Consider the following 11,864-nt stretch of genomic DNA (forward strand, 5'->3'; position numbering starts at 1 on the left):
GAAAGGGAGTAAGGGTTTAAGACAAGAACTCTGAACTCTTGTTCAGTGGCTCCAATTCAGGAGGGGTTTGAATCCCCTTTTGACTTGTTCCTTCTGACTTGAAAATCAAACTTCGGCTTAAATCCAAGAAGGATATGTGGCTGAAGTCATTGAATGGCGACATAGCCGAAACAAAATATTGATTACAGGTTTAAAGTGCGACCGGAACAGGTTCAACACTAACTTGATAACCAAGTTTTTCTAGGCGTTTAATCAAACGTTTCTTGACACTTTCCGGTCGGTGTTTGTCGAAATAATCAGCTCCTAAATCTTTATAAGGTTCTTGACGTGATATTAGATGGTAAGCGATCGTTAAAATAGAATGTGCAACAGCAACATCTGCACGTTTTTTGCCTCTTCGCCCGCTAATACGACGAAATTGAGCAGCAAGGTAAGTTTTAGTATGGGCTAGAGCGTGAGCGGCTTGAACCAGAATTGTTCGTAAGGAGCGATTGCCTTTACGGGTACTAGTTGAAAGCGTTTTCCCAGCACTTTCGTAGTTACCAGGAGCAACTCCAGCCCAAGCAGCCAAATGCTGGGCACTTGGGAAACGGCTCATGTCGATGCCAATTTCAGATACAATAATTTCCGCAGTTCGACGTGCGATACCTGGTATAGTATCCACTAACTCTACCGCTTGCTCAAAAAGGCGACAATATTCCTCAATTTGTTGGTCAAAACATTTAATTGTTTTGTCTATGCTATCAATTTGACACAGTAGCTGTGCGAGAATAAATCGTTGATGAGTATCTGAATTTTTTACCCATGAGCTACAACAGAAAATCAAGCATTTCCAGATCATCTTGCAGGTTTTTGGTGATATCTCAGCCCAATGCCAAGTAAACAATTTGTTACCTATATCTTTGCTATATTTATTACCTTAGACAGAATACAATAAATATAATGTCTACAGCGTTTCAACCTAGTAAGTCTCAATAATACTGTTTTAATTGATGAGACTGTTTTATACAGTAATTCGCAAGTAAAACTGAATCAAAGGATCAATAAACCGCCAGTCCTTTACGCACCCAGAGACGTTTAAAAACTAACAGATACTTCGAGGACAAGTTAGTGTTTATTGGCAACTTCTACTAAGAAGTCCAAGACCAATGTAGAGTCAAGAATTTACCTTTAAATATCGAGGTATAAAATTATGCAAGAAATTGAAAGATTCTTTGGTAACTTGTTCAGTGGCATAATCAACCGCTTTAAGTATTCTGCGATGGACGCTGCCGATCGAAAAATAAGAGAAACTATCGACGAGCAGATGGAACAACGGCGACAAAAACCTAAGCCCAAGGAGCAAGAAGACCGCGAGTAGATGTTTAAAACAGCAAGATTTTCATTACTAAAAGCATAGCGTTGCCCAATTGTTGAGTAGGCAGCGCTATTTTATCGCACTTCACTCTGTCAACAAACTACAACTCTTCCGAATGTGTTAACCTAGTATGGTTAACTAATCTCGCACATCTGAGAATTCGGGTGTTTCCCGATTGGGAAATACGCTTGGATGGAGGTTTAACCCGAATAGGAGTTAGAAAATATATGCCAGTAGTTTCATTGGCTCAAATGATGGAGTCAGGGGTTCACTTTGGGCATCAGACCCGGCGTTGGAACCCAAAAATGTCTCCTTACATTTATACTTCCCGCAATGGTGTACATATCATCGACTTGGTGCAAACTGCCCAGTTGATGGATAATGCCTACAACTACATGCGATCGCACGCTGAACAAGGGAAGAAGTTTCTTTTCGTTGGCACTAAGCGCCAAGCAGCTGGAATTATTGCCCAAGAAGCTAGCCGTTGTGGTTCCCACTACATTAACCAACGCTGGTTGGGTGGAATGTTGACCAACTGGGCAACCATCAAAACACGGGTAGACCGTCTGAAAGATTTAGAACGCCGTGAAGAAACTGGCGCACTAGATTTATTACCGAAAAAAGAAGCATCAATGCTACGTCGGGAAATGACGAAGCTTCAGAAATACTTGGGCGGCATTAAAACAATGCGGAAAGTACCCGATATCGTGGTGATTGTAGACCAACGGCGGGAATATAACGCAGTTCAAGAATGCCAAAAGCTGAATATTCCTATCGTGTCCATGCTGGATACAAACTGTGACCCAGATGTAGTAGATATCCCCATCCCAGCAAACGACGATGCTATCAGATCAATCAAGCTGATAGTCGGAAAATTGGCGGATGCGATTTATGAAGGTCGTCACGGTCAGCTGGAAGCTGAAGATGATTACGAAGATTACGACGGTAGTGAGTATGACGATGACTACGAAGAAGGCGAATATACTGACGCTGTAATTCCCGATGAGGAAACAGAGGAATAAGTAAAACAGGGGTGAAGTAATTGTCCAAAGGAGGGTGGTAGCTGGCAAAGTAGCAGCAATCCGCCCTAGCCTGCGGCATAAGGTAGGCAAAGGTAGAGAAGAAAAAACTCATACCTTATAACTTCATTATTTTTCTCCCCCAGCCCTGAGTAAGATAGAAATACTCAACACCCGTGAGCGATTACAACTCGAGGTCAAGTTAGGAATTGAGGCAAAATGGCGGAAATATCTGCAAAACTCGTCCAAGAGCTACGCCAAAAAACTGGTGCCGGCATGATGGACTGCAAAAAGGCGCTGATAGAGACTGAAGGCAACGTAGAAGAAGCCGCAGACTGGCTACGGAAAAAGGGCATCTCTAAGGCGGGGGCAAAAAGCGATCGCGTTGCGGCAGAAGGTCTAGTAGACACTTACATTCAGCCCGGTGGTCGAGTGGGTGTACTCATAGAAGTCAACTGCCAAACCGACTTTGTTGCTCGTAACGAGGCTTTTAAAGCTTTAGTTAAGAACCTGGCAAAGCAAGCAGCGACTGCTGATAGTGTTGAGTCTTTGTTGGCTCAAAAGTATGCTGATAGTGCAAGCGGGACTGTAGAAGAATTCATCAAGCAAACGATTGCTACGCTCGGTGAAAATATTCAAGTGCGTCGCTTTATCAATTTTGCACTAGCAGAAGGCACACAAGGTGTAGTAGACAGCTACATTCACACTGGCGGTCGAGTTGGTGTATTGGTAGAACTGGGTTCTCAAAGTGAGTCAGTGGCTACTAATCAAGAGTTCCAAAGCTTGGCACGGAACACCGCAATGCAAGTTGCGGCTTGTCCAAACGTCGAGTATGTGAGCGTAGACCAAATCCCCGCCGAAGTTGCCCAAAAGGAAAAAGATATTGAAATGGGCAAGGATGATTTGGCGAACAAGCCAGATAACATCAAAGAAAAAATTGTTCAGGGACGAATTGAAAAACGCCTGAAAGAATTGACTTTGATCGATCAGCCTTACATCCGTGATCAGAGTATTTCCGTAGAAGACCTCTTGAAGCAAGCGAAGGCGAAATTAGGCGAAGAGATTCAAGTGACTCGCTTTGTCCGCTATATATTGGGCGAAGGCATTGAGAAGCAAGAAATTAGCTTTGCTGATGAAGTCGCTGCACAAATGGGCAGCAAGTAACACTTAGTCATTGGTCATTAGTCATTATTCTTTAACAAGAATAAAGGACAAATGACTAATGACTTTTTACCAAACAGGTCAAGCAAATAGCCTGACCTGTGTTTTTTTAGTAGAGACGCTAAATATCGCTTTAATTTAAAATCTAAAATCCTCTGGAAAGTTATCTTAAAATAAATTCGTACATTTGTACTATGTAATAGTTAACATGGACAAGAACGAAAAGATATGGGAAGAGCAATCGAGCGAATTGAACGGGATATTGCAGCACTCAAAGAAGCGATTCGGGCGATCGCACTAGAACTACAAAGCGCTTATGCTAGTTATCTAGACACCTTGGGATTAACTGTACGAAAACAGTTGATTTTAGCGAGTTACCATCTTTGTACCCAAGGATATCCCGAAAAGTTTCTGCATTTGTCACTGAATCAGCGCCAGCAATTGCAACAAGCCATCCGTAAGTTGGGTCAAGTGGCAGCGGAGCAATTGCTCGCTTGTATTAAAAGTGAGGAAGTTGGGTTAGATGAGGAAGATGTAGCTTTAGCTTCCCGCAGCGTGGGAGATGAGGGAGATGAGGGAATAACATCCTCTTCATCTTCTGAACTTTTGGACACCTCTAATTCTCAGTCTCTCACCGCTGACACTTCTAATCCTATAGAACTAGTAAAATGGCAACAGAACTTAGAAGAGGTAATGCAAGAGATACTGAAAAGACTTTCGCATGACGCTAATCTTCTATTACAAAAAGCCGGAGTATTACCCAAAAAATTACCAGAACCAATTTTAGCAGCCGCAGCCGCTGCTGCATCAGAAGCATCTGGTGAGGTAATGCCAGGACCACCCAACTTATTAAACTTAGTAATTGAAATTGAAAATGAGCAGCAGTCAGAAGATTCTGGACTGACGCAAATCATGGCTGTTAATCTACGGCTAGGGGAAATTGAATTTGCTGATGTGGCACTCTCCTCTGAGCGCAGGCAAATCCGCAGTATTTTAGTTCAGCTAAACAAGCTAGGACGAGAGTATCAAAAAAAACATCGGGAAAAGGCGATCGCTGAAGCTGAAGCTGCATGGCGTGCTAGTTGGTTTGAATAAAGTTATGAGTTATGAATTATGAGTTATGAGTTATTTATTCCTAACTCCTCACTCCCATGTCTATTGACCAATGACTAATGAAAAACCAGATTGGATACGATTGCATAAAGCCTTGGCAATAGAAGCCGAACGCGGCTTTACAGACTTGATGGGCAGACAATACCGCTTCAGTGAATTTCTTAGCCTGACTTTGGGTAAATTTCCAACAGGCTTACCCCACACTGAACGCCGCCGTTGGCAAGGACTAGCGGTGCAATTTGCTAGTTATCCACATCTGGCACTGGAAGAAAGACAACATTTAGTAGCAGAGACTCGTAGGTATCTCTCCCAACTACAGCAAGAGGAGCAGGGGGAGCAGGGGAAGCAGGGGAGCAGGGGAGCAGGGGAGCAAGGGAAAACTTATCAATCCAAAATCCAAAATCCAAAATCTAAAATCATCTCTGAGGTGAGCCGGAGACTTGCACCGAACATTGAGCAAAAACTCAGCGATTTACCAGAAATAGGCTTTAAAAAAGCTGATAATTTGGCACGGCTTGGTTTACACACCGTCCGCGACTTGCTTTTTTACTATCCCCGTGACCATATTGATTATGCGCGTCAGGTGAATATCCGCGAGTTACAGGCGGGTGAGACGGTGACAATAGTAGCTACAGTGAAGCGTTGCAACTGCTTTACTAGCCCTAAAAATCAGAAATTATCAATTTTGGAACTGGTTGTAAAAGATAACAGTGGTCAAATCAAAATTGGTCGTTTTTACGCAGGTACACGTTTTAGCAGTCGCGCTTGGCAAGAAAGTTTAAAACGCCGTTATCCAGTAGGTAGTATTTTAGCGGCGTGTGGGTTGGTGAAAGAAAGTAAATACGGCTTGACATTGGATAATCCAGAACTAGAGGTTTTGGCAAATCCAGGAGATTCGATTGAGTCGTTAAATATTGGGCGAGTAGTGCCAATTTATGGATTGACCGAAGGGGTGGTGGCGAATACAGTGCGACAGGCGGTAATAGCTGCTTTGCCTGCTGCGGCTAACTTGAAAGACCCTCTGCCAAGTGGTTTGCGACAGAAGTATGGTTTGATGGAATTGAAAGATGCGATCGCTAACATCCATTTTCCCAGCGATAGCGCCGTCCTACAAGTTGCCCGTCGTCGCCTAGTTTTTGATGAATTTTTCTACCTACAACTTGGGTTATTGCAACGTCAGCAGCAAGCAAGAGCGATTCAAACTAGCGCTATCCTGGTTCCACGCGGTCAACTTGTAGAGAAATTCCACGAAATACTGCCTTTTCAACTCACTGGCGCACAGCAAAGAGTTCTCAACGATATCCTCAACGACTTGCAAAAACCCGTACCAATGAATCGTTTGGTACAAGGCGATGTCGGTTCTGGTAAAACAGTCGTCGCCGTGCTAGCTATCCTCGCAGCAATTCAATCTGGCTACCAAGCGGCGCTGATGGCTCCCACAGAAGTTTTGGCAGAACAACATTATCGCAAGTTAGTTGGTTGGTTTAACCTGCTGCACTTACCAGTGGAATTACTTACAGGTTCTACCAAAACTGCTAAACGAAGACAAATACATTCTCAGTTAAGCACCGGTGAATTACCTCTTTTAGTAGGAACCCATGCCTTGATTCAAGACCCTGTAAACTTCCAACAATTGGGTTTAGTGGTGATTGATGAGCAGCATCGCTTTGGGGTAGAACAACGGGCACGTTTACAGCAAAAAGGCGAGCAACCCCATGTGTTAACTATGACAGCAACCCCGATTCCCCGAACCTTAGCGTTGACGATACACGGGGATTTGGATGTAAGCCAAATTGATGAGTTACCACCGGGACGACAAAAGATTCAGACAACAGTGCTATCAGGTCAGCAACGCAACCATGCTTATGATCTCATCCGCAGAGAAATTGTCCAAGGTAGACAAGTTTATGTAGTTTTGCCATTAGTGGAAGAATCAGAAAAATTAGATTTGCGATCGGCAACCGAGGAGCATCAAAAGTTACAAGAAAGCGTTTTTCCCGATTTTCAAGTGGGGTTACTGCACGGTCGCATGAGTTCAGCCGACAAAGATGAAGCGATTACCAAATTTCGTGATAACCAAACGCAAATTTTGGTTTCTACTACCGTTGTTGAGGTTGGCGTAGACGTACCTAACGCTACGGTGATGCTCATTGAAAATGCAGAGCGATTTGGTTTATCGCAACTCCACCAACTGCGGGGGCGTGTCGGTCGTGGCGCGGCTCAGTCTTACTGTCTATTGATGAGCAGTTCTAGGAGTCCTGATGCTCAACAACGTTTGAAGGTGTTGGAACAATCTCAGGATGGCTTTTTCATCTCAGAAATGGATATGCGTTTTCGCGGACCTGGGCAAGTGCTAGGAACTCGTCAATCTGGAGTGCCAGATTTTACCTTAGCAAGTTTAGTTGAAGATGAGGAAGTTTTACTTTTAGCACGGCAAGCAGCAGAAAAAATAATAGAAATGGATGTAACTTTAGAGCGTTGGTATTTGATGAAACAAGAGTTGAAGTATCGGTATGAGCGATTAATGGGTGGCGCGATTTTGACATAATATATTACATATAATAATTCTGAAGTAGAGGACTAACCCGTCCTAACCATCCCCTAACCCGCACAACCCTTTGATTTCCTGTAGTGATCGCTGTGGGGAATTGTGATTTAGTGGGGTTATCTCAGTAGAAAATCGCGTTATTTGTATCAGGTTTGTAGTGCTAGCGATTAAATAATTTAACTATCACGCCGCCCTACAAACAATATTTATCGGTGTTTGAGGATATTGAATCAAAGGAGAAAGTAAAATTGTAGGAGTTCAACACAAGGAAAATGACTGATACACCCGAATATTTCCCTAACCGAATAGACCGTATTGAACAAATAATCTTGGGGTTGGCTGAAAGACAAACTAGTACACAAGAACAATTAGACAATTTAACCATTAGACAAGCTAACACACAGGCACAACTGGATGAACTAAGCCAAGAAATGAGAGAGCTAACCAGTAACGTTGACCGTGTTTTGGGTCGTAGTGCGATTTTGGATGATGTGTTACTTGAATTACGTGATAGCCATGAACAACATCAACGTAATTTTGAAGAACATCAGCGTACCACAAACGCGGCATTACAAAGTCTTGAGTCTATCTTGTTGCAGTTGATTAGAAATAATTCTTGAAATGCAATCGTTGGAGTTAACGACCGCAGGTAGCGTGTAAGAATACCTACGGTCTAACTTGATTTACTTAGTATCCTCTTTATCCTTAGATGTTTGCAGTAAATAACGTACACCCATAGGCGATACGCTTATAGCTACAGGAATAAAATCAGGGTGTAAAACCGCCCATAAGGGAGTTATAGCGGCTAGGACAACAATAATATTCTTCAAAATATTCAGTACACCATTGACACTCCCAGGAACTAAGCCACAATTAGTACTCTCAGAAACTAGCCTGTGATTAACGGTCACTATTATTTAGTGAAATTAATTACTTTTTTATTAAAACTGGGAACTCTAGATATTGAGAAGGAATAACCAATTCTTTTTCGATACAGCGCTTCCGGCTATTATGCAATACAGTTTTTCTCCTAGCCCTCTCCTATCAAAGCTTTTAGACTTGGGGATGTACCTCATAGCTGCCGTAAGTGCTGTATATTCACAAATAAATTTATAAAAATAGAAATAATGTATAAAATAAATAGTGTTGAATTATTACGGAAACAACAATATGACTTTATAGAAAGGCTTAAATATGATTGTCTCTTAAATTGTCAAACTCCAGGTAGAAATAGTGAAATAACAGTTGTCTCAGAACAAAATAAAATAATTAATATACTTCGTTTTTCTTTGTCTATGTATATGAAATATAAAAGTTCACCTCAAATAAATATAAAAACTTTTAAAAACAATTATATAGGCAAGTTAGGAGAGGAAGCTGTCAAAAGCAGCTTAAATGAATTAGTTACTGAAGTTGACTATACAATCAAAAAACATGGCGACAATAAAGTTGATTTCAAGTTAATTTCTGATTTAAGCATAGGAGGAATTCAGGTTAAAACACGTAATGGCATTTATAATACTGTTGAGTGGTCAATAAGTAAAGAAGAAATTGAAAAAAATAATTTTTTAGTTTGTATGTTAATTCAAAAAGAAGTAACCTTTAAAGAAATCGTAGAAAACTATAAAGAAAATAAAGAACATGAATATAAAATTATATCAGCAGGATTTCTCCCAATAGATTTAATTAAGACAGAGTGTAAACAAGAATTTACTATAAATGAACTTTTGTATAGTAGCGGATTAAATGCTTATCTCAATAAATTAATAGAGTAAAAATTAGCAGAATTATTTAGCTAAATAGTACTCAGCTAGGTAGTGGTAACGATAGATAAAATATGCCTAAACAAACACCTGATTAACGACCCATTCCCCATACCCATAATTCCATTTGTACCCTGTAGCGCTTCTTATAGCTAGTTGTGGGCTTTTGCATGGGTAGCGAGGTGCGATCGCGCTTGAAGGAATTAATTTGATTGCTCTCTAGCTTGCCTCAATTGTAGATATTTCTGTAAACCTTTATGAGTCAAATAAATCGGATCTACGTCATTAAAAACTTTAGCTGTAAATGAAATTAAATCAGTCTCTTTTAATAACACCAACGTTTGCTCTAACTCAACATGAGTAAGACCTGCGTTATGATAAATCAAATGATAAACCGTTAATTTAGGATTTTTTTCAGAGCTTTGGATCAATTTAGAAGCAATATCAAAAACTTTCTCTATCTGATTGAAGTCCATATTTATTACACACTAGACTGTACCTAATATTACTATTAATAACTTATATAAAAAGATACATCAAGCCATATAGAGGCTTGAGGATATAATCCATAGACTACACTCTATATAAAACCCAATACTTAACACTCAACAACCAATGCCGAATAATTATGAGTATTAGCAAGTGTAAGGGTAAAGCTGAAATTTTTTATTAGCTCCATATACAAACAAATACAGCTTTAAATATAGAAACTTTACCGGAAGAACCATTCATACAATAATTATATCGATCTTGAAAATTAGTATCTGCACAACCTCTAAGTAAAAAAATTGCTAAGACGAATAAAATCATACCCCCAAAAACTTCTTGACCACCACTATGATTCATGTTTTTCTATTAATTAAAAGCGTTTTAAAGGACTGAGTGACCTAGAGTGGAAGTTAGTTGTTTGTTTGAACAACGTGTCCCAATTTGCGCGTATCCCGGCTGAATCCCCTGTACTTCTAGAAGAAAACACTGTTTGATAGTTTCAAACTATGGGAATACTTAGGAATAGAATGTGTATGCTTACAGTTTTATCCCAAAACATAAACTAGGTTTAAATGAATAACGTAATTAAAATTTTTGTACGTTTGTTTTTATTTGTTATTTTTCTTTCTATCAATTCATGTTTAAAAAAAACGCGAGAACCGTACATAATTTCACCATCTTCTTTGAATGAAAAAGTAATAATTACAGATACTAATAAAATTTATCCTAGTCTTAATTATCAAAACTGTTTAATTTAGGATCACTTTATTGTAAAAGAGGAAGCAAAAGAGTCCACATGGAAAATGCGTAATTATACTCCACACGTTGGTGATGAATGTATTATTATTCATGTAACTCATAATTGTAACGCTAATGAATTAATAGCGATAATTAAGGTTGGTGAAAACTACTTAGCAATTGCAAATAGTGGTATTAAAAAAACATATTAAAAATATATAATCTTGTGTGGAAATGGTATTAGACCTAGCTCTGCACTCCTCACTATTCAATCACGATACTTGCTGGATTTCAGCATAGGCTTGGTAAACACCCTTCACGTTGTACCAGTTGAGAAAAATTCGGGCAATTTCTAAAGCTAATTGCGGTTTACCTAAATTAATTAGCCATTGCAGCAACGGAGCCATTGTGCGTTCATTTAGCGTACCATTGAGCGAAAGAATGCCCCAAAGTAACCGATGCAACCAAGTCATTTGAATCATCATTCGCACTTCCCATGTGGGATGCTTTTGATAAAACAAGACTCCCATACGTCCGCGTTGAATTTCTTGGTCAATCAATCGGGGAATTTGCTCTAAGTTAAATGCTGGATGCCAGTGATATCCTACCGCTTCTGGACATTTAATTAGTGTCAAACCTAGTTTTTTCAGCCGCACACCTAATTCTAAATCTTCCCAGCCATAGAGTTGAAAACTAGTATCAAAAAGTCCGGCTTTCTCTAACCAATGTTTGGGAATTGCTACATTTCCCGTAGCAAAAAAAGCTGCTGAAAAATCTGTGACTTTGTAGGGTTCAGCAGTTGGATTGTTGAAATTACAAGTATTAATAACTGCACCGTAAGTGAAAAAGCGATCGCTCCCCAATTTCTCCTTTCCCTGCACTAGCGCCTCAGCATGAGCTTGCAGGAAATTCTTCAGCACTACTAGATCGCTATCAATAAAGATAATTGTGTCTCCCAGCGCCTCTTTTACTCCCAAATTCCGAGCAGCAGCTGGGCCAGCATGATCTTGCTGAAAACAGCGCACATGGGGAAACTCTTCTTTGTGTGCTGCTAACCACTCCAATGTGCCATCAGTAGAACCATCATCTACCAAGACAATCTCGTAATCAGTAACCGAACTTGACTTACTCAACTCCTGCACCTCCAAGGCGCGGAGGCACTTTTCTAAAATCGGTTGGCGATTATAAGTCGGTATCACAACGCTGAAAAACACAGTCTCACCCACAACACTATATACCTCTCCAGGATAGGACAGATGCGACGCTGACACTGTTCCTTATCTAACTCTGGTTGCGGAAATACTCAATCTGCTGGTAATGCAATATTTGCTGTGCATTTAAAAACAGGTATATAAGCTTACCATATTTAAAACTTTAAAATATGCGTTTTTGTATGTCTGTTCAATCTTATTTTTTTACAGCTATAGGTCTTTATGCTTGGAGTAATATTACTTTTTAAAGTCTCTTTTTTTGTCAAAAATAACAGTTGATAAATTCTAATTAATCAAGATATAACCTAATGTTAATGCTGAATACTTAAGGTAATAAAAAATTGATCATTTTCTCTGCGTAAGCAGCATCAGCCAGTCTTAACTTGTTATTCAGTACTATTTATTGGCTGTTAAAAATGTGTCAAATCTCAATAAATATCTAAGTAATTTATGTAAATAGAGCAA

11 protein-coding genes are annotated in these 11,864 nt (G+C 40.0%); 7 read left to right on the forward strand and 4 right to left on the reverse strand.

The window, feature by feature from the left end; all coding sequences use genetic code 11:
• Positions 1-190: 190 nt before the first annotated feature.
• Positions 191-841, reverse strand: a complete 651-nt coding sequence (locus VB740_RS26150; RefSeq protein ID WP_323202779.1) for a transposase — start codon at positions 839-841, stop codon at positions 191-193.
• Between the two features lie 351 nt (positions 842-1,192).
• Here VB740_RS26150 and VB740_RS26155 point away from each other — a divergent pair, with 351 nt between their 5' ends.
• The 6 genes from VB740_RS26155 to VB740_RS26180 all read left to right on the forward strand — a co-directional run bounded on the left by VB740_RS26155 (position 1,193) and on the right by VB740_RS26180 (position 7,818).
• A complete protein-coding gene (locus tag VB740_RS26155; protein WP_323202780.1) occupies positions 1,193-1,360 on the forward strand; it encodes a hypothetical protein in 168 nt (55 codons plus the stop codon).
• A 224-nt stretch (positions 1,361-1,584) separates the two neighbouring features.
• Positions 1,585-2,379 carry a 30S ribosomal protein S2 gene (gene rpsB, locus VB740_RS26160; protein ID WP_323202781.1) on the forward strand — a complete coding sequence of 265 codons (795 nt, stop codon included), beginning with the start codon at positions 1,585-1,587 and terminating at the stop codon, positions 2,377-2,379.
• 216 nt (positions 2,380-2,595) lie between these two features.
• On the forward strand, positions 2,596-3,540 hold the full coding sequence (tsf, locus tag VB740_RS26165; RefSeq protein WP_323202782.1) for a translation elongation factor Ts: 945 nt from the start codon (positions 2,596-2,598) through the stop codon (positions 3,538-3,540).
• A 225-nt stretch (positions 3,541-3,765) separates the two neighbouring features.
• Positions 3,766-4,632: a hypothetical protein gene (locus VB740_RS26170; protein ID WP_323202783.1), complete on the forward strand. Its 867-nt coding sequence runs from the start codon at positions 3,766-3,768 to the stop codon at positions 4,630-4,632.
• Between the two features lie 70 nt (positions 4,633-4,702).
• Entirely contained in the window at positions 4,703-7,198 is a 2,496-nt protein-coding gene (recG, locus tag VB740_RS26175) for an ATP-dependent DNA helicase RecG (RefSeq protein ID WP_323202784.1), read from the forward strand.
• Positions 7,199-7,470: 272 nt separating this feature from the next.
• Positions 7,471-7,818 carry a hypothetical protein gene (locus VB740_RS26180; RefSeq protein WP_323202785.1) on the forward strand — a complete coding sequence of 116 codons (348 nt, stop codon included), beginning with the start codon at positions 7,471-7,473 and terminating at the stop codon, positions 7,816-7,818.
• Between the two features lie 63 nt (positions 7,819-7,881).
• Here the strand turns inward: VB740_RS26180 and VB740_RS26185 are convergent, their stop codons facing one another.
• Positions 7,882-8,109: a hypothetical protein gene (locus tag VB740_RS26185; protein ID WP_323202786.1), complete on the reverse strand. Its 228-nt coding sequence runs from the start codon at positions 8,107-8,109 to the stop codon at positions 7,882-7,884.
• Between the two features lie 216 nt (positions 8,110-8,325).
• Between VB740_RS26185 and VB740_RS26190 the strand changes: the two genes are divergently transcribed.
• Complete coding sequence (locus VB740_RS26190) at positions 8,326-8,973, forward strand: hypothetical protein (RefSeq protein ID WP_323202787.1); 648 nt, start codon at positions 8,326-8,328, stop codon at positions 8,971-8,973.
• 191 nt (positions 8,974-9,164) lie between these two features.
• On the opposite strand, the gene VB740_RS26195 is transcribed toward VB740_RS26190, so the two are convergent.
• Complete coding sequence (locus VB740_RS26195; RefSeq protein ID WP_323202788.1) at positions 9,165-9,437, reverse strand: hypothetical protein; 273 nt, start codon at positions 9,435-9,437, stop codon at positions 9,165-9,167.
• Between the two features lie 1,023 nt (positions 9,438-10,460).
• Positions 10,461-11,459, reverse strand: coding sequence for a glycosyltransferase family 2 protein (locus VB740_RS26200; protein ID WP_323202789.1), 999 nt, complete (start codon positions 11,457-11,459; stop codon positions 10,461-10,463).
• Positions 11,460-11,864 lie beyond the last annotated feature (405 nt).

The organism is Nostoc sp. UHCC 0251, from assembly GCF_034932245.1.
Lineage (GTDB): Bacteria > Cyanobacteriota > Cyanobacteriia > Cyanobacteriales > Nostocaceae > Nostoc.

Excerpts from the sequence above, each read along its gene's own strand:
- VB740_RS26180 (WP_323202785.1), top strand. The coding sequence starts at position 7,471 with ATGACTGATACACCCGAATATTTCCCTAACCGAATAGACCGTATTGAA.
- VB740_RS26195 (WP_323202788.1), bottom strand. The coding sequence starts at position 9,437 with ATGGACTTCAATCAGATAGAGAAAGTTTTTGATATTGCTTCTAAATTG.
- VB740_RS26155 (WP_323202780.1), top strand. The coding sequence starts at position 1,193 with ATGCAAGAAATTGAAAGATTCTTTGGTAACTTGTTCAGTGGCATAATC.
- rpsB (WP_323202781.1), top strand. The coding sequence starts at position 1,585 with ATGCCAGTAGTTTCATTGGCTCAAATGATGGAGTCAGGGGTTCACTTT.
- tsf (WP_323202782.1), top strand. The coding sequence starts at position 2,596 with ATGGCGGAAATATCTGCAAAACTCGTCCAAGAGCTACGCCAAAAAACT.
- VB740_RS26150 (WP_323202779.1), bottom strand. The coding sequence starts at position 841 with ATGATCTGGAAATGCTTGATTTTCTGTTGTAGCTCATGGGTAAAAAAT.
- recG (WP_323202784.1), top strand. The coding sequence starts at position 4,703 with ATGACTAATGAAAAACCAGATTGGATACGATTGCATAAAGCCTTGGCA.
- VB740_RS26170 (WP_323202783.1), top strand. The coding sequence starts at position 3,766 with ATGGGAAGAGCAATCGAGCGAATTGAACGGGATATTGCAGCACTCAAA.
- VB740_RS26190 (WP_323202787.1), top strand. The coding sequence starts at position 8,326 with ATGTATAAAATAAATAGTGTTGAATTATTACGGAAACAACAATATGAC.